Source organism: Frigoribacterium sp. PhB107 (genome assembly GCF_003751515.1).
In the GTDB taxonomy this organism is placed as follows: Bacteria; Actinomycetota; Actinomycetes; order Actinomycetales; family Microbacteriaceae; genus Frigoribacterium.
Map to the genome: position 1 here is coordinate 449,268 of NZ_RJKU01000002.1, position 17,483 is coordinate 466,750.

The following is a 17,483-nucleotide window of genomic DNA, read 5'->3' on the forward strand; positions in this document are numbered from 1 at the left end:
CGCGGGCCGCGTCGGCGGCACCGCCTACGATTGACCTCGTGATCCTGGCCATCGACACCTCCGCCGGCACGGCCGTCGCCGTCGTCGACCGCGACGGCGGGGTCCTGGCCGAGCGGTCCGTCGCCGACACACGTCGGCACGCGGAGGTGATCGGCACGCTGATCGAGGCCGTCACGACCGAGGCCGGCGTCGCCGCGCGCGACCTCAGCGCGGTCGTCGCGGGCGTCGGGCCCGGCCCGTTCACCGGTCTCCGGGTCGGCATCGTCGCCGCCCGTGCCTACGCGTTCGGCGCCGGAGTGCCCTGCCTCGCCGTCGGCAGCCACGACGCCGTCGCCTTCGAGCGCCTCAGCGCCGCGGCCGGCAGGTCGGTCTCCGACGCGGGCGGTCGCCTCGACTCCCCGCTCGTGGTCGTCACCGACGCGCGCCGGCGTGAGGTGGCCTGGACGGCGTGGTCGGGCCTCGACGACGACGGCCTCCCCGTGTCCGTCGGGGGGCCGGCGCTCGTGGTGCCGGCGCTCCTCGACGACGCGACCGGCGCCTCCTCGACCTGGTCCCGCACCGACCCCGACGACACCGTCGTCTCGGCCGGCGCACTGGGCATGCTGGCCGAGCGGCTCTTCGAGCACGGCCGGCCGTTCGCCGACGCTGCTCCCCTCTACCTGCGCGAGCCCGACGTCACCCCTGCTGCCCGGCCGAAGACGGTCAGCCAGTGAGCTTCCGGCTGCGACGCGCCTCCGTCGACGACCTCGACGCCGTCATGGCGATCGAGACGTCGGTCTTCGTGAACGACGCCTGGTCGAGCGAGGGGATGGCGCACGAGCTCGCCTCCCGCGACGGCTTCTACCTGGTCGCCACGCCCGACGCCGATGACACCCGCATCGTGGGTTACGGCGGGCTCATGGTGCTGCCCGGCGCCCCCGACGCCGACGTCCAGACCATCGCCGTGCTGCCCGAGGCTCGGCGTTCGGGGCTCGGACGCGCGCTGATGGGCCAGATGATCGCGGAGGCCCGGCGCCGGGGCGTCCGCGAGGTGTTCCTCGAGGTGCGTGCCGACAACCCCGGGGCGCAGAGCCTCTACGAGTCGCTCGGCTTCGAGGCGATCGCCGTGCGCCCCCGCTACTACATGCCCGACGCCGTCGACGCGGTGGTCATGCGGCTGCGGGTGCCGGCGACGACGACCGAGCCGGCGGGGCCCGTGACGGAGCCCGTGACGGAGCCCACGGCGGTGCCCACGGCGGTGCCCTCGACGGCGCCCGCGGTCGTCGTGCCCGAGACGAGCGAGAGCGGGCCCCTGTCGTGACCGAGACCACCGCCTCCTCGACCGGCGCCGTCCGGGTCGCCGACGTGGGCCGTGGCCCCGTCGTGCTCGGCATCGAGACCAGCTGCGACGAGACCGGGGTCGGCATCGTGCGCGGCACCGAGCTGCTCGCCAACGTCATCTCGTCGTCGATGGACGAGCACGCCCGCTACGGCGGCGTCGTGCCGGAGGTCGCCGCCCGCGCCCACCTCGACGCGATGGAGCCCGCCCTGCGCGGGGCGCTCGCCGAGGCCGGGCTGACGCTCGACGAGGTCGACGCGATCGCCGTCACGAGCGGCCCCGGGCTGGCCGGCGCCCTCATGGTCGGGGTCGGCGCGGCCAAGGCGCTCGCGCTGGCCACCGGCAAGCCCCTCTACGCCGTGAACCACCTCGTCGGGCACGTCGGCGCCGACGTGCTGCGCGACGACGGCAGCGACCTCGAGCTGCCGACCGTCGCCCTGCTCGTCTCGGGCGGCCACACCTCGTTGCTGCACGTGCGCGACCTCGTCGACGACGTCGAGCTGCTCGGCGAGACCATCGACGACGCGGCGGGCGAGGCCTTCGACAAGGTCGCCCGTCTGCTCGGCCTGCCCTACCCGGGCGGGCCGCACATCGACCGCGTCGCCGTCGGGGGAGACCCGGCCGCGATCCGGTTCCCCCGGGGCCTCACCCTGCCGAAGGACAGGGCGGCCCACCGCTGGGACTTCTCGTTCTCGGGGCTCAAGACCGCCGTCGCCCGGTGGGTCGAGCGCCGCCGCGACGAGGGGCAGGAGGTGCCGGTCGCCGACGTGGCGGCCAGCTTCCGAGAGGCGGTCGCCGACGTCCTGCTCACGAAGGCGCTCGACGCGTGCGCCGAGCTCGGCGTGCCGCGCCTGCTGCTCGGCGGGGGAGTCGTCGCCAACGCCCGGGTGCGGCAGCTCGCGGAGGAGCGCTGCGCGGCAGCCGGAGTGGAGCTGCGCGTGCCGCCCCTGTCGCTCTGCACCGACAACGGCGCCATGATCGCGGCCCTCGGCGCACAGCTCGTCTCCCGGGGGCGGGCGCCGTCGCCGCTCGACTTCGGGGCGGACTCCACGCTGCCGGTGACGGTCGTCCAGGTCTGACGCGCACCGCGCCTAGGCCGTCCACAGCCCCCGTGCGCTGCCGAGCCGCCGCTGGCCCCCCACGCTAAGGTGGGGGCCTCACGACCAAGGAGACCCCGGACATGACCGACCAGAACCCGGCCCCCCAGGGCCAGCCCTACCAGCAGGACGCCTACCAGCAGAACCCGTACCAGGCGCCCCCGGCGCCGAACGGCGGCTACGGCGCCCCGGCCCAGCGAAACTCGCTCGCCCTCGTCGCCCTGATCCTCGGCATCGCCGGCTTCTTCACGGGCATCGCCAGCATCGGCGCCATCGTCGTCGGCCACATCTCGCTGAGCCAGATCAAGAAGACCGGCGAAGAGGGCCGCAGCATGGCGCTGTGGGGCACGATCCTCGGCTACGCCGCGATCGCGCTGGGCATCATCCTCGCGATCGTCTTCTTCGTCTTCATCTTCGCCGTCGGCTCCGCGGAAGGCTTTGGCGAGTACAGCAACTACTAGCCACCGTGCGGGTCGCCAGCCCGCCGCCGAGGTGACCAGCCGTCCTCCTCGACTCGGTGGATAGCATGACGGGGTCCGCGCTCACCGGCGCGGGCCCCGTTCCCGCATCCTGAGCGTGCCGACCGCACGACTCGTCCGCAGCAGCCCCGCACGCGAAAGGCTCCTCATGGCCACCGACGACCCGAACACCGAGCAGCCGGCACCCGGCTCGTCTCCCGCGCCCGCCCCGTCGGGCGAGCACGCATCTGCCTCGTCGGGCGACCACGACCGACCCGCTTCGTCGCCGCCGCTGCCGCCCACCGCCTTCCCCGGCGCCGCCTCGCAGCCGCCCGCGCCCCAGCCCTCGCACCACCCGTTCGTCGCACCGGGCGCCGCGTCGTCCCCGCCGCAGCCTCCGGCGTCGGCTCCGTATGGTGCGCCGCAGGCTCCGGCGTCGGCTCCGTATGGTGCGCCGCAGGCTCCGGTGTCGGCTCCGTATGGTGCGCCGCAGCCTCCGGTGTCGGCTCCGTATGGTGCGCCGCAGCCTCCGGCGTCGGCTCCGTATGGTGCGCCGCAGCCTCCGGCGTCGGCTCCGTACGGTGCGCCGCAGGCTCCGCCTCGGCCCGTCTACGGCCAGCCGGGCCAGCAGGGGCAGCAGCCCTACGGCGGCCCGCAGCAGCAGCAGTACGGCGTGCCCCCGCAGCAGTACGGTGCTCCCGCGCAGCAGCAGTACGGCGCGACTCAGCAGCAGTACGGCGTGCCCCCGCAGCAGCCCTACGGAGCGCCGCCGCAGCAGTACGGCGCCCCGCAGCAGCCGTACGGCGCCCCGCAGCAGCCGTACGGCGCCCCGCAGCAGCCGTACGGCGCGGCGTACTCGCCCTACGCCTCGGCGGGTGCCACGAAGCCCTCGAGCGTCCTCAGCATCCTGTCGCTCGTCGCGTCGATCGTCGGGTTCCTCGGGGTCATCGTCACCTTCGGCGGCGGTGTCGTGTTCTCGATCGCGGCGGTCGTGCTCGGCCACATCGCCGGCCGGCGTGAGCGGCAGTCGCGCAAGCTCTGGCTGCCGGGCCTCATCGTCGGCTACGCGGGCATCGCCCTCGCGGTGGTCATCTGGATCGGGCTGATCGTCTTCTTCGCGAGCATGCCCGGCGGGTCGTCCGGCACGTTCGACGGCGGGTACGGGCAGTCCTGACCCGCGCCTCCGGGGGCAGGTCGTCAGAGGGGCAGGTCGTCCGGGCGGCGGGCCGTCAGGACGACCGGCCACGTGGGCGGCAAGTCGTCAGACGCGCTCGCAGAGCAGCGCGGTGTGGCGACCGGCCACCCGGGTCAGCACCAGGGTCGCGGCGTGCGTGCCCTGCAGCGACAGCCGCTTGCGGAACGCCGCGGGGTCGACGTCGACGCCGCGCTTCTTGATCTCGAGCCGGCCGATGCCCCGGGTGCGCAGCTCGCGCTTCAGGGTCTTCTCGTCGAGCGGGAACGTCTCGACGACGCGGAACACCTGGGCGAACGGCGTCTCGACCGCCTCGTCGGAGGTGAGCCACGCGATGTCCCGGCTGAGCGTGCGGGCACCGAGCCGCCGAGCCAGGTCGCCGATCAGCCGGGCGCGGATGACGGCTCCGTCGGGCTCGTAGAGGTACTCGCCGAGCTCGCCGACCTCGACGTCGTCGGAGTCGGCGGGCGCGGTCAGCTCGGCCGTGCCGTGCGCTCCCACGACGAGCGCGGCCCTGCCCACGCCGGGGCGGGCGAGCGGCCCGAACCAGACGCCGACCTCGACCACCTCGCGGTCGACCGAGATCCACTGGCACTCGGCGTCGGCGGGCAGCAGCTCGCGGTCGACGCCGGGGCCGAGCTTGACCCCGGTGGGCAGGCGCTCGGCCCAGCCGAACGCGACGTCGAGCGAGGGCGACCAGTCGGCCGGGTCGGCCAGCCGCCTCGTCGCGGCGTGGCCGGCCGTGCGGCGCGCCGGGTCGAGGAACACGCCCTCGACGTCGCCGACGTCGACCGTCGCGGCGTCGCCCTGGACGACGCGCGACGAAGCCCAGGGCGCGAGGTTGTAGGAGGCGACGGCCGCGGTGACCTCGTCGCGGTCGACCGCCAGCACGTCGAGCTCGAGGGCGGCCAGCGCGAGCGCGTCGCCGCCGATGCCGCAGCCGAGGTCGGCGACGCTGCCGAGCCCGGCGGCCCGGTAGCGGCCGGCGTGGCGGGCGGCGACGGGGAGGCGCGTGGCCTGCTCGAGACCGGCCTCGGTGAAGAGCATGCGGCTGGCGAAGTCGCCGAACTTCGTGACGGCCTTGGCCCGGAGCCGGGACTGGCTCAGCACGGCCGCGACCAGGGAGGGCGAGTGGCCCTGCCGGCGGAGCGCCGCGACGGCGCCGACGACGTCGTCGGACGCGCTCCACGGCGGGAGCGAGTCGAGCAGTCGGAGCCCCTCGGGCGAGAGCACGTCGAGGAGCTCAGCAGTGTCCATGGCACCAGTCTCGCCCATCGCCGACCGACTCTGGCACTCGGATTGACCGAGTGCCAGTTCGGCTCTACAGTTGTTCTGGCACTCGCACGTGGCAAGTGCCAGCCCACGTTCTACGAAGTTCCGAGAAAGCAGAGGTCAACCGTGTCGGTCTCCATCAAGCCGCTCGAAGATCGCATCGTCATCCAGCAGGTCGAAGCCGAGCAGACCACGGCTTCCGGCCTCGTGATCCCCGACACCGCCAAGGAGAAGCCCCAGGAGGGCGAGGTCGTGGCGGTCGGACCGGGTCGCATCGACGACAACGGCAACCGCGTGCCGCTCGACGTCGCCGTCGGCGACAAGGTCATCTACAGCAAGTACGGCGGCACCGAGGTCAAGTACGCTGGCGAGGACTACCTCGTCCTCTCGGCGCGCGACGTCCTCGCCGTCATCGTCCGCTAGGCAGACGACGCACCTGCTCCACCCGGAGGCCCCCGCCAAGGCGGGGGCCTTCGTCGTCCCCGGCCGGGAACGGCAGCGGAGCGAGCCAGCGTGGCAGGAGTGGCCGTGTCCGACGACGGCGGCCCGCCCTAGAGTCGTCCCGTGAACCGCAGAGCGCTCTCGTGACCCGCACCCGCACCTCCTCGTCGGGCGGCCTCGCCTACGCCGTCAGCGCGTACGGCCTCTGGGGCGTGCTGCCGGTTTTCTTCCTGCTCATGTCGCCCTCGGGGCCGTTCGAGATCGTCTCGTGGCGCATCCTGTTCTCCCTCGCCTTCTGCGTCGTGCTGCTCGCCGTCACCCGCGGGTTCCCGGCGTTCCTCGCCCTGCTGCGCCAGGGTCGCGTCGTCGGCACCATGGCGCTGGCGGGCGTTCTCATCGTCGTCAACTGGACGACCTTCATCGTCGCGACCCTGGCCGGGCACGTGGTCGAGGCTGCCCTCGGCTACTTCATCAACCCGATCGTCACGGTGCTGCTCGCGGTGCTTGTGCTGCGCGAGCGCCTCCGGCCGGTGCAGTGGGTCGCGATCGGCCTGAGCGCCGTGGCCGTCGTCGTCATCACGGTGGGCACGGGCGGGGTGCCGTGGCCGTCGCTGATCATGGCCTTCTCGTTCGGGGCCTACGGGCTCGTGAAGAAGCAGATGGGCGGCAAGGTCGACGCCGTCAGCGGGCTGACCCTCGAGACGATGGCGGTCGCGCCGTTCGCGGCGGTCGCGCTCGTCGTGCTGGCCGTCACGGGCATCGGCGGGGGCGTCGTGTTCGGCTCCGTCAGCCTGGTGCACACGCTGACGGTGATCAGCTCGGGGATCGTGACGGCAGTGCCGCTCCTGCTCTTCGCCGCCGCCGCACGTCGGTTGCCGCTGGCGACCATCGGGCTGACGCAGTACCTCGCGCCCGTGCTGCAGTTCGTCGTCGGGGTCGTGCTGCTGCGCGAGGAGATGCCGACGAGCCGGTGGATCGGGTTCGCCATCGTGTGGGTCGCGCTGGTAGTGCTCACGACCGACATGGTCGTGACGAGCCGGAGGAGCCGCGCCCGAGGCCGCGAGGCCGACCGTGCTGCGGCACTGGCTCCCGACCCTGCCGGCGGACGTGACGCCGGCCCTGCGGGCGACCGCGCGGCAGGTGCTGAGTCGATGTCACGAATTGCTAACGAAACGGCAGGGTGACCGGGAGAACACACGCAGGAAACATTCCGCCCCTAGTTTCTTCTCAATCGCGGGGACCGTCCACCTAGTGTCGGTCCGGCTGTACGCGCTTCATGAAAGGGACCACGGATGATCCGATCCACCAAAGGGCTGAGGGCCCTGGCGCTCGCAGGAGCCGCCTCCGTTCTGCTCGCAGCCTGTTCCACCACTTCTTCCTCGACCGACGACCCCTCGTCGTCCGCGTCGTCGACGACCAAGGCCGACCCCGCGGCCTCCTGCGAGGCGCCCAGCAGCCCCGGCCAGGACGCCCTCCGCATCGGCACCATCCTGCCGAACACGGGAACGCTCGCCTACCTGGCCCCGCCCGCCGAGGCCGGCGTCGGCCTCGCCGTCGAGGACATCAACGCCGCCGGCGGCGTGCTCGGCCAGGACGTCACGATCGACCCCGCGACCGACTCCGGCGACAGCAACGACCTCACCGTCTCGAGCGCCGCAGCGACGCAGCTGATCGACGCGAAGGTGCCGGTCGCGATCGGCGCCGAGTCGTCGAGCGTCACGCTCAACGTCATCGACCAGCTCACCGCCGCCTGCATCGTCGAGATCTCGCCCGCCAACACGGCGACCTCGCTCAGCGGCTACTCGTCGTACTACTTCCGCACCGCTCCGCCGGACTCGGTCCAGGGCAGCGCGCTCGGCACGCAGATCGTCAACGACGGCCGTGCCAACGTCGCGTTCCTCGTCTTCAACGACACCTACGGCACCGGCCTGCGCGACTCCGTCCAGGAGTCGATCGAGGCCTCGGGCGGCACCGTCGTCTACGGCGCGTCCGGCGAGGGCCAGGAGTTCCCCCCCGGCCAGACCACGTTCTCGTCCGAGGTGACGGCCGCGCTGGCCACGAACCCCGACGCGATCGTCATCCTCGCCTTCGACGAGACCAAGTCGATCGTCCCCGAGCTCATCTCGCAGGGCGCCGACATCAGCACGGTCTACATGTCGGACGGCAACACGGCCGACTACAGCGAGGACTTCGACCCGGGCACCCTCGCCGGCGCCCAGGGCACCATCCCCGGTGCGTTCCCGTCGACCGACCTGCAGTCGCGCTTCGCCGAGTACTACCAGCGCACCGCGGGCTCGGCCCTGGCCGACTACTCGTACGCACAGGAGTCCTACGACGCCGTCATCCTCGCCGCGCTCGCCGCGGTGAAGGGCGGGGGCACGGACTCGGGCACCATCCAGGCCAACATGGCCGCGGTGTCCGGTGCTGACGAGGGCACCGAGTGCACCACCTTCGCGGAGTGCGTCACGGCCATCGAGGCCGGCGACGACATCCACTACACCGGCCCCTCGGGCATCGGTGCGTTCGACGACCAGAACGACCCGTCGAGCGCCTTCATCGGCATCTACAAGTTCGACGACAACAACGTCCCCGTCTACCAGACGGCGGTCGAGGGCCAGGTCGAGTAACACGGCCCCTGCCTGACGGAGAGGCCCCGGTGCTGCGGCACCGGGGCCTCTCTGCGTGCCCAGGGGCTGTGCGTGCCCGGCGGCGTCACCGTGTCCATGATGTGCCGGCGTGCCGGCGTGCCGGCACGCCGGCGTGCCGGGGTGCCGCGGGGGTCCTGGACGATGCGTGGTGCGCCCGGGTCTCGTGCGCCTCCTCGGGGCCGCCCCGCACCTCGTCTCTGCCTTGCAGGCCCGTAATTTGAGTGTGATCTGAGCTGCTGGACCCTGCGGAGTCAGCATCAACGGGACTGGCTCAGAAGATCTGTCTCGCTTTGGTGCCGATGCTCGAGCAACCAGCAGCGCCGTGCAGCGAAGGAGGCGCGCCGCGGCACGGGCGCATCAGGTCCCGTCCCCGGCCCACCCGCCTCCACACCGCCCCCACGCACGACGAAGGCCCCGCACGCGATCGTGCGGGGCCTTCGAAGGTGCTCAGGTCAGGGTCAAGAGTCCATGTCCTTGGCCAGGGTGCCGAGGTAGAGCTCGATCACCTTGGGGTCGTCGGCCAGCTCGCGTCCGGTGCCCGAGTAGGCGTTGCGGCCCTGGTCGAGCACGTAGCCGCGGTCGCAGATCTGCAGGCAGCGGCGGGCGTTCTGCTCGACCATGATGACCGAGACGCCGGCCTTGTTGATGCGGCGGGTGCGGATGAAGGTCTCGTCCTGGCGCACCGGCGAGAGGCCGGCCGACGGCTCGTCGAGCAGCAGTACCTTGGGGTCCATCATCAGCGCGCGGGCCATCGCGACCGACTGGCGCTCACCGCCCGAGAGCGACCCGGCACGCTGGCCGCGGCGGTCGCCGAGCACGGGGAACAGGTCGTAGATGTACTCGAGCCGCTCGGCGAACAGCTTGGGGCGGAGGAACATCCCCATCTGCAGGTTCTCCTCGATGGTGAGCGAGGGGAACACGTTGTTCGTCTGCGGCACGAAGCCGACGCCGGCCTGCACGAGCTTGTTGGCCTTGAGGTTCGTGATGTCCTCGCCGCCGAGCGTGACGCTGCCCGAGTGGATCTTGACGAGGCCGAACAGGGCCTTGAGCAGCGTCGACTTGCCGGCGCCGTTCGGGCCGATGATGCCGATCAGCTCGCCGGGGTAGCAGACCAGGTCGCACCCGTTGAGGATGTTCACCCCGGGCAGGTAGCCCGCCGTGAGGTCGCTGGCGTTCATGATCGGCTCGATGCCGGCGAACTTCTCGGTGCCGGGGTGCATCTCGGTCGTCGAGGCGCTCATCGCTTGTCTCCGCTCTGCTGGTCGGCGGCCGCGTTCGTGGCCGCCGGGGTCGACGGGTCGGGGGAGCCGGGCAGGTCGCGCCCCGGCGTGCCGCCTGAGCCGGTCGACGAGGAGGCGCCCGTCGCGTCGCCCTCGCGGGCCGCGTCCTCGGCCGCCACCTCCTGCTCGAGCTCCTCGAGCACCGCGTCCGTCAGCAGCGAGTCGTCGCCGAGGTCGGTGTCGTGGTGCGCGCCGAGGTAGGCGTCGATGACGGCCTGGTCGTCCATGACGGTGTCGGCCGGACCCTCGGCCACGACCTTGCCCTCGGCCATGACGATGACCCAGTCCGAGATGTGCCGCACCATGTGCATGTCGTGCTCGACGAAGAGCACCGTGGTGCCCTCGTCGCGCAGGCTCTGGATGTGGCCGAGCAGCGACTGCGTCAGGGCCGGGTTCACGCCGGCCATCGGCTCGTCGAGCATGATCATCTCGGGGTCGCTCATCAGGGCGCGGGCCATCTCGAGCAGCTTGCGCTGGCCGCCGGAGAGGCTGCCCGCGTAGTCGTCCTTCTTCTCGTGCAGCTTGAAGCGGTGCAGCAGGTCCTCGGCCTTGATCGTGATCTCGCGCTCACGTGCCCGCCAGAGCGGCGGCACGATGCCGACGAAGAAGTTCTCGCCGGGCTGGTCGCGGGCGCCGAGCAGCATGTTCTGCATGACGGTGAGGCGCGAGAGCGCCTTCGTCAGCTGGAACGTGCGCACCATGCCGGCCCGCGCGACCTTGGCCGCGCCGACGTTGCCCATGGGCTTGCCGTCGAAGACCCACTTGGCCGTGTCGGCCCCGCGCTTGAACGTGGTCGGTGCCGACGACGCCTTGTCGAACCCGGTGAGCAGGTTGAAGAAGGTCGTCTTGCCGGCGCCGTTCGGGCCGATCAGCGCGGTGATGGCGCCGCGCTGCACCTCGACGTGCTGCACGTCGACGGCCGTCATGCCGCCGAAGCGACGCACGACGTTGTCGACGGTGAGGATCGAGTCGGGCTTGGCCGAGCCGGGGGTGCGCTCGACGCTGCCGAGCTTGCCGCGCAGCACCTCGCGGTCGTAGTCGTAGCCGGGCTTGTCGCGACGGCCGGCGGTGCCGGACGTGCCGGACGTGCCTGCGGCGCCGGTCGTGTTCGCCGAGGTCGTGCTCGACGCGTTCGTCTCAGACACTGAACGACAACTCCTTCTTGTTCCCGAGGATCCCTTGCGGGCGGAAGATGATGAGGCACATCAGGGCGATGCCGACGAGGACGTACGAGAACTGGTCCGCCTGCTGGTTGCTCATGATGCTCGCCGGGATGAAGTCGCCTGCCAGGGTGCGGATCAGGAGGCGGACGACGAAGAACAGGATCGCCCCCAGCACCGGTCCGAACACCGTCGCGGCGCCTCCCAGCAGCAGGGCCGTCCAGATGAAGAACGTCGTCGAGCGGCCGAGGGCGTCGGGCTGCACCGACGAGGGCAGCACGTAGATGATGCCCGCCAACGAGCCGATCACGCCTCCGAAGACCAGCGCCTGCATCTTGTACGAGAACACGTTCTTGCCGAGGCTGCGCACGGCGTCCTCGTCCTCGCGGATGCCCTTGAGCACGCGGCCCCACGGGCTGCGGCTGAGCAGGAACACGATGAGGCAGAGCAGGGCCACGAGCGCCCAGGCGACGATGCGGATCCACCAGCCGTTGACGCCGTTGTTGTCGTAGGTGAACCACAGGATCGTGGTCTGGCCGTCCGGCAGCGGCGACAGGGCGGTGAACGGGTCGCGGTACGACGAGCCCGTGATGCCGTTGGAGCCGCCGGTCACGTCGGTGAGGATGCTCGAGCGGCCGACCATGCGGATGATCTCCGCGGCGCAGATGGTCACGATGGCGAGGTAGTCGCCCCGGAGCTTCAGCGTCGGCACGCCGAGGATGAGCGCGAACACGAGACCGCCGGCGAGGCCGATGAGCACGGCGAGCCCGAGGGGCAGGCCGTTGACGAGCGAGATCGCGAAGCCGTAGGCGCCGACGAGCAAGAAAGCCGCCTGGCCCATGTTGATCAGGCCGGTGAAGCCGAAGTGGATGTTGAGGCCGATGGCCGCGAGTGCGAACGCCGCGGTGGTCGGGGCGAGCGCCTCGCCGGTGAGCTGGCGGATGAGGTCGATGACGTAGTCCATGGTTCTTCCCCTCAACCGATCCGCTCGGCGCGACCGAAGATGCCCTGCGGCCGGAACAGCAGGATGACGATCAGGATGAGCAGTGCGGTGGCGTACTTGAAGTCACCCGGGAGCACCAGGTTGGTGAGCTCGACGATGACGCCGATGATGAGCGAGCCGACGAGCGCCCCGAAGGAGGTGCCCAGTCCGCCGAGCGTGACGGCCGCGAACATGAGCAGCAGGATCTGCAGGCCGGTCATCCAGTTGACGCCGTTGAGCACGAGGCCGAGCATCACGCCGGAGAGGCCCGCGAGGCCGGCGGCCAGCGTCCAGACCAGGCGGATGATGCGGTCGACGTCGATGCCGGAGGCGGCGGCCAGCGCCGGGTTGTCCGAGACGGCGCGGGTGGCGCGGCCGGTGCGCGTCTTCGTGAGGAACAGCCCGGTGAGCACGAGCACCACGATCGAGATGCCCATGGCCACGTACGACTGCACCGTCAGGGTGACCCCGGCGAGCGTGATCGTCGTCGGGTTGGCCGTCTGGATGCGCACCGTCGCGGCGCCGAAGAAGTACTGGAACGCGTACTGCAGCGCGATCGAGAGGCCGATGGTGACGATCATCAGCTGCGTGAGGCTCAGCCCCTTCTTCCGCAGCGGTTTCCAGATCGCAGCGTCCTGCAGGAACCCCGTCGCGGCACAGATGACCACTGTCAGCGTCGCCGCCAGGAAGATGTTCATGCCGAGCTGGTTCGCGAAGACGTAGGCGAGGAGCCCGCCGAGGGTGACCTGCTCGCCGTGAGAGAAGCTGCTGAGGCCGGTGGTGCCGTAGATCAGCGAGAGGCCGATGGCTGCGAGGGCGAGCAGCAGACCGAGGCGGATGCCCGAGGCGAACTGCTGCGCGACGCGGTCCCAGCTGAACGACGAGGCCTGCGCGCCGCCGGTGGTGGCGCCCTCGGTCTCGCTGAGCTGGAAGATCACGCCCGCGTTGGCGCCGAGCGTGGCGTTCACCATGCGCTCGTCCTGCTCCGCGTTGGTGAGGAACTGGCCGTCGGGCAGCGAGTCGGTGTCGAGGGTGACCGTGTACTGGCCGGCCTCGGTGACCGGCAGCGCCCAGCGGCCGGTGCCGTCCACCTCCGCGGTCTGCTCGAAGCCGCCGGGGCCGGCCACCTGCAGGACGACCCCGCTCGCGGGCTCGCCCTCCGAGGTGCGGATGCTGCCCTGGATGCAGCCGGTGGCGGGGTCGACGGTGCACGAGGCGGTCGCACCGCCGGACGCGTGGGCTGCGGCGGGCGCCAGCATCACCGAGACGAAGGAGCCGGCGAGGCCGAGCAACAGCGCGAGGACGGTGACGATCAGGGCAGGCCGCAGCGCGCGCGGTGCGATGGTCGTGTCGGGTTTCACGGAACCTCCTGGACAGGTGCCAGTCGGGGCGATGCCCCGGGTGCCGCTGGCTCACCGTCGTTGGTGAAGATACTTTCGCTGTGTGTCGGCCGTGTTTCGTGCAGGACACAGGCGAGAGTCGAAAATTCGTCACCGAATCGTGTCCTTCTGGCCGTTTCTCGGCGGGTCGGGGGCTCGAGGCGACAGGAATGCAGGAGGCGCGGGCCGGGTTAAGATCGATCACCGGAGTCGACGGCGATCCGGTGCTCCCTCCTCCCACCTCACTCGCTCCTTCGAAGGGGACTCATGGACCAGCCGGATCCGTTCGGATTCATCGGACTCACGTACGACGACGTCATGCTCCTCCCCGGGCGCACGGACGTGATCCCGAGCGAGGCGGACACCTCGTCGCGCCTCACCAAGCGCATCCGCGTCGCCGTCCCGCTGCTCTCCGCCGCGATGGACACGGTCACCGAATCGCGCATGGCGATCGCCATGGCCCGGCAGGGCGGCATCGGCATCATCCACCGCAACCTCTCGATCGAAGACCAGGCTGCGCACGTCGACAAGGTCAAGCGCAGCGAGTCGGGCATGATCACCAACCCCGTCACGACGTCGCCGGACGCGACCGTGGCCGAGGTCGACGCCCTGTGCGGCCAGTTCCGCGTCTCCGGCCTGCCGGTCGTCGAGCGCGACGGCACGCTCGTCGGCATCATCACCAACCGCGACATGCGCTTCGTGTCGCCGTTCGAGATGCAGACGACGTTCGTGCGCGACGTCATGACGAAGGCGCCGCTCATCACGGCCTCCGAGGGGGTCGACCCCGACTCCGCCGTCGCGATCTTCGCCCAGCACAAGATCGAGAAGCTGCCCCTCGTCGACGAGTCGGGCAAGCTCCGCGGCCTCATCACCGTGAAGGACTTCGACAAGAGCGAGAAGTACCCCGACGCCACGAAGGACGACGAGGGCCGTCTCCGCGTCGGCGCCGCGATCGGCTTCTTCGGCGACGCCTGGAAGCGCGCGTGCGCGCTCCGCGACGCGGGCGTCGACGTGCTCGTCGTCGACACCGCCAACGGCGAGAGCGCCGGCGAGCTCGACATGATCAAGCGCATCAAGGCCGACCCGTCGTTCGCGGCGATCGACGTCATCGGCGGCAACGTCGCGACCCGCTCGGGCGCCGAGGCGCTCATCGAGGCCGGCGCCGACGCCATCAAGGTCGGCGTGGGCCCCGGCTCGATCTGCACCACCCGCGTCGTGTCGGGCGTGGGCGTGCCCCAGGTCACCGCCGTCTACGAGGCGTCGCTCGCCGCGCGGGAGGCCGGCGTGCCGGTCATCGCCGACGGCGGCCTGCAGTACTCGGGCGACATCGCCAAGGCGCTCGTCGCCGGCGCGGACACGGTCATGCTCGGCTCGCTGCTCGCCGGCTGCGACGAGAGCCCCGGCGACCTCGTCTTCGTGAACGGCAAGCAGTTCAAGAACTACCGCGGCATGGGCTCGCTCGGGGCCATGCAGACCCGCGGCAAGAACACGTCGTACTCGAAGGACCGGTACTTCCAGGCCGACGTCCCCACCGACGACAAGCTGATCCCCGAGGGCGTCGAGGGCCAGGTGCCCTACCGCGGCGCGCTCGGCAACGTCGTCTACCAGCTCACCGGCGGGCTGCGCCAGTCGATGTTCTACGTGGGCGGCCGCACGGTCGACGAGCTGAAGATGAAGGGCAAGTTCGTCCGCATCACGGCGGCCGGCCTCAAGGAGAGCCACCCGCACGACCTGCAGATGGTCGTCGAAGCGCCCAACTACCGCCGCTAGCGCTGGCCCGGACGGCGCGTGCCGGTCGGTGGGTGACGAGAAAGGGACGATCTGCCAGCGGGCCCGCCGGCAGATCGTCCCTTTCTCGTCACCCACGGTCGACGGACCGTCCCGGCCGCACGCAGGAGCTGCGCGAGCCGGCCCGGCCGCACGAGGTCGCGCCGGGTCCAGCGGGCCAGTCCTGCCGTGGTCGGCATCGCCCGCAGGCGGTCCTCGCGGAGCTTCTCGTCGTGGACGACCTCTTCCGGTGTCCGGCCGGTGCGGTGTGCACCGCCCAGGTACTTCACGTCGCCGTCGAACTCGCCCAGGCTGCCCCTCCCCGGGCGCGCAGGGTCCGGGAAGAAGAAGTCGACGTAGCCGATGAGGCCGTCCGCGTCCCGGCACGCCTTCTGCAGGACGGGTGCGACGAACCCGGAGTCATGAGCCGACACCCGGCTGATCGACTCGCCCGGAGACTCCGCTCGGTCGTCGCCGAACGCGACCGCCCAGGCTGCCCGCCGCCGCGCGCGGGCGTTCGGCCGTGACGCGACCAGGTCGGCGAGCTCGGCTCGGTCGAGACGCCCACGGTGCAGCACGTCGTCGACCAGCACCACGGCCTGCTCCCGCCCTCGGGTCATGAGGAGGTCCAGCGCTGTCCGGTGCATCGAGGTCACCAGCACCCCGTCGAGGTCGACGACGTCCTCCTGGACCAGCGACGCCGCCCTGATCCGGACCGTGCCCTCGCTTCGCGGAGCCCCGTCGCCCGGATCGATGAAGTCCGCGGGGCCACGCGGCCAGCCCCACGCGGGAAGGCCCCATGCGATAGCCGCTGTCTCGTGGGAGAGGACGAGGTCTCTCTGCCGCTTCCTCTGCACGGCGACGGCGCGGTGCAGGTGCTGCTGCCGGGGGTCGAAGGTCGACCACTCGAGCGAAGGAACGTAGGCGCCCGGGGCGATGCGCGTGAGCGACCCCGCTCGGCAGGCGCGGGCAAGCGCCCTGTCGTCCTGTCCGCTGGCGGTGAGCTGCGCGGACAGGACGAGGTTCGGTGTCACAGCGGCGTCCATGCGCCCACCATCTCCGACGCAACGGGCCGGCCTCGTGCCGAACCCTTGTGGCTGGGGACGGCCGGTGTCCCGTCGCGGTCAGGGGAGGGAGCACATCGTGCCGAGAAAGGGACGTCTCGGCCTGGGGCCCCGGGGCAGGTCGTCCCGTTCGGGTGAGAACGCGGGGCGCGGCGGAGCGGGGTGACCGGGACAGGGCGCAGGCGGGCCCCGGGCGCCGGCCCGCGCCTCCGGTAGGGTTGCGGCGTGACTGAGGTAGAGATCGGCGTTTCCAAGCGCGCGCGCCGCGCCTATGCGTTCGACGACATCGCGATCGTCCCGAGCCGGCGCACCCGCGACCCCCGAGACGTGTCCGTCAGCTGGTCGATCGACGCGTTCCACTTCGAGTCGCCGATCATCGCGGCGCCGATGGACTCGGTCGTGAGCCCGGCGACGGCCATCCGCATCGGCGAGCTCGGCGGCCTCGGCGTCCTCGACCTCGAGGGCGTCTGGACGCGCTACGACGACCCGGAGGCGGTGCTCGCCGAGATCCGCGGGCTGCCCGAGGACGAGACGGTCGCCCGCATGCAGCAGATCTACGCCGAGCCGATCAAGCCCGAGCTGGTGACGGCGCGCATCGCCGAGATCCGCGCGGCCGGCGTCCCGGTCGCAGGCTCGCTCAGCCCGCAGCGCACGCAAGACCTGTACCAGACGGTCGTCGACGCCGGCGTCGACCTCTTCGTCATCCGCGGCACCACGGTGTCGGCCGAGCACGTGTCGAAGACGACCGAGCCGCTCAACCTCAAGAAGTTCATCTACGAGCTCGACGTGCCGGTCATCGTCGGAGGCGCCTCCACGTACACGTCGGCGCTGCACCTCATGCGCACGGGCGCGGCGGGCGTGCTCGTCGGGTTCGGCGGCGGTGCCGCCAGCACGACCCGCGCCTCCTTGGGCATCCACGCGCCGATGGCGACCGCGGTCGCCGACGTCGCGGGTGCGCGCCGCGACTACCTCGACGAGTCGGGCGGACGTTACGTCCACGTCATCGCCGACGGCGGGCTCGGCACCTCCGGCGACATCGTGAAGGCCGTCGCCTGCGGCGCCGACGCCGTCATGCTGGGGGCCGCGCTGGCGCGTGCCACCGACGTGCCCGGCGGCGGGTTCCACTGGGGCGCCGAGGCGCACCACCCCGAGCTGCCGCGGGGCCGTCGCGTCCACGTCGGCCAGGTCGGCACGCTGGAGAAGATCCTCTACGGACCGGCCGACTCGGTCGACGGCCAGGCGAACATCATCGGTGCGCTCCGTCGCTCGATGGCGACGACCGGCTACAGCGACCTCAAGGAGTTCCAGCGCAGCGAGGTCGTCGTCGCTCCCTACCAGCCGCACTAGGCGGCGTCGCCTCCCCAGACACCCCGGTCTCACCTGGCGCTGCCAGCCGATCGGGCGTTGGATGGTCGCATGCACGGG

At 71.6% G+C, this 17,483-nt stretch carries 16 protein-coding genes; 10 read left to right on the forward strand and 6 right to left on the reverse strand.

All coding sequences use genetic code 11. The annotated features are described in order from the left end of the window. The first annotated feature begins 38 nt into the window (after positions 1–38). From tsaB to EDF18_RS16155, 5 genes are all read left to right on the forward strand, one after another. Positions 39–713 (forward strand): tRNA (adenosine(37)-N6)-threonylcarbamoyltransferase complex dimerization subunit type 1 TsaB, encoded by a 675-nt coding sequence (gene tsaB, locus EDF18_RS10340; protein WP_123547721.1) that lies wholly within the window; start codon positions 39–41, stop codon positions 711–713. After that, positions 710–1,300, forward strand: coding sequence for a ribosomal protein S18-alanine N-acetyltransferase (gene rimI, locus EDF18_RS10345; protein WP_123547722.1), 591 nt, complete (start codon positions 710–712; stop codon positions 1,298–1,300). The genes tsaB and rimI overlap by 4 nt, the downstream gene beginning before the upstream one ends. Before the next feature lie 62 nt (positions 1,301–1,362). Next, a complete protein-coding gene (gene tsaD / locus EDF18_RS10350) occupies positions 1,363–2,397 on the forward strand; it encodes a tRNA (adenosine(37)-N6)-threonylcarbamoyltransferase complex transferase subunit TsaD (RefSeq protein WP_199732437.1) in 1,035 nt (344 codons plus the stop codon). Positions 2,398–2,498: 101 nt separating this feature from the next. Continuing rightward, positions 2,499–2,876 carry a DUF4190 domain-containing protein gene (locus tag EDF18_RS10355; RefSeq protein WP_123547724.1) on the forward strand — a complete coding sequence of 126 codons (378 nt, stop codon included), beginning with the start codon at positions 2,499–2,501 and terminating at the stop codon, positions 2,874–2,876. A gap of 166 nt (positions 2,877–3,042) precedes the next feature. Further along, positions 3,043–4,047 (forward strand): hypothetical protein, encoded by a 1,005-nt coding sequence (locus tag EDF18_RS16155; RefSeq protein ID WP_148050079.1) that lies wholly within the window; start codon positions 3,043–3,045, stop codon positions 4,045–4,047. A gap of 87 nt (positions 4,048–4,134) precedes the next feature. Here EDF18_RS16155 and EDF18_RS10365 read toward each other — a convergent pair whose 3' ends face one another. Further along, positions 4,135–5,322 carry an SAM-dependent methyltransferase gene (locus EDF18_RS10365; protein WP_123547726.1) on the reverse strand — a complete coding sequence of 396 codons (1,188 nt, stop codon included), beginning with the start codon at positions 5,320–5,322 and terminating at the stop codon, positions 4,135–4,137. Between the two features lie 141 nt (positions 5,323–5,463). On the opposite strand from EDF18_RS10365, the gene groES reads away from it, so the two are divergent. From groES to EDF18_RS10380, 3 genes are all read left to right on the forward strand, one after another. Then, positions 5,464–5,760, forward strand: a complete 297-nt coding sequence (gene groES / locus EDF18_RS10370; RefSeq protein ID WP_123355202.1) for a co-chaperone GroES — start codon at positions 5,464–5,466, stop codon at positions 5,758–5,760. Positions 5,761–5,921: 161 nt separating this feature from the next. Continuing rightward, entirely contained in the window at positions 5,922–6,962 is a 1,041-nt protein-coding gene (rarD, locus tag EDF18_RS10375; protein ID WP_123547727.1) for an EamA family transporter RarD, read from the forward strand. Between the two features lie 108 nt (positions 6,963–7,070). Continuing rightward, positions 7,071–8,405 (forward strand): ABC transporter substrate-binding protein, encoded by a 1,335-nt coding sequence (locus EDF18_RS10380; protein WP_123547728.1) that lies wholly within the window; start codon positions 7,071–7,073, stop codon positions 8,403–8,405. 479 nt (positions 8,406–8,884) lie between these two features. Here the strand turns inward: EDF18_RS10380 and EDF18_RS10385 are convergent, their stop codons facing one another. The 4 genes from EDF18_RS10385 to EDF18_RS10400 all read right to left on the reverse strand — a co-directional run bounded on the left by EDF18_RS10385 (position 8,885) and on the right by EDF18_RS10400 (position 13,107). After that, positions 8,885–9,646, reverse strand: coding sequence for an ABC transporter ATP-binding protein (locus EDF18_RS10385; RefSeq protein WP_123548291.1), 762 nt, complete (start codon positions 9,644–9,646; stop codon positions 8,885–8,887). A 17-nt stretch (positions 9,647–9,663) separates the two neighbouring features. Then, positions 9,664–10,731 carry an ABC transporter ATP-binding protein gene (locus EDF18_RS10390; protein WP_123548292.1) on the reverse strand — a complete coding sequence of 356 codons (1,068 nt, stop codon included), beginning with the start codon at positions 10,729–10,731 and terminating at the stop codon, positions 9,664–9,666. 112 nt (positions 10,732–10,843) lie between these two features. Continuing rightward, positions 10,844–11,830, reverse strand: coding sequence for a branched-chain amino acid ABC transporter permease (locus tag EDF18_RS10395; RefSeq protein ID WP_123547729.1), 987 nt, complete (start codon positions 11,828–11,830; stop codon positions 10,844–10,846). Between the two features lie 11 nt (positions 11,831–11,841). Next, positions 11,842–13,107, reverse strand: a complete 1,266-nt coding sequence (locus EDF18_RS10400) for a branched-chain amino acid ABC transporter permease (RefSeq protein ID WP_123548293.1) — start codon at positions 13,105–13,107, stop codon at positions 11,842–11,844. A 387-nt stretch (positions 13,108–13,494) separates the two neighbouring features. On the opposite strand from EDF18_RS10400, the gene guaB reads away from it, so the two are divergent. Then, positions 13,495–14,997: an IMP dehydrogenase gene (guaB, locus tag EDF18_RS10405; RefSeq protein ID WP_123547730.1), complete on the forward strand. Its 1,503-nt coding sequence runs from the start codon at positions 13,495–13,497 to the stop codon at positions 14,995–14,997. Here guaB and EDF18_RS10410 read toward each other — a convergent pair. After that, positions 14,994–16,040: a type IV toxin-antitoxin system AbiEi family antitoxin domain-containing protein gene (locus tag EDF18_RS10410; protein WP_123547731.1), complete on the reverse strand. Its 1,047-nt coding sequence runs from the start codon at positions 16,038–16,040 to the stop codon at positions 14,994–14,996. The genes guaB and EDF18_RS10410 overlap by 4 nt on opposite strands. Positions 16,041–16,283: 243 nt before the next feature. Here EDF18_RS10410 and EDF18_RS10415 point away from each other — a divergent pair, with 243 nt between their 5' ends. After that, complete coding sequence (locus EDF18_RS10415; RefSeq protein ID WP_123547732.1) at positions 16,284–17,405, forward strand: GuaB3 family IMP dehydrogenase-related protein; 1,122 nt, start codon at positions 16,284–16,286, stop codon at positions 17,403–17,405. Positions 17,406–17,483 lie beyond the last annotated feature (78 nt).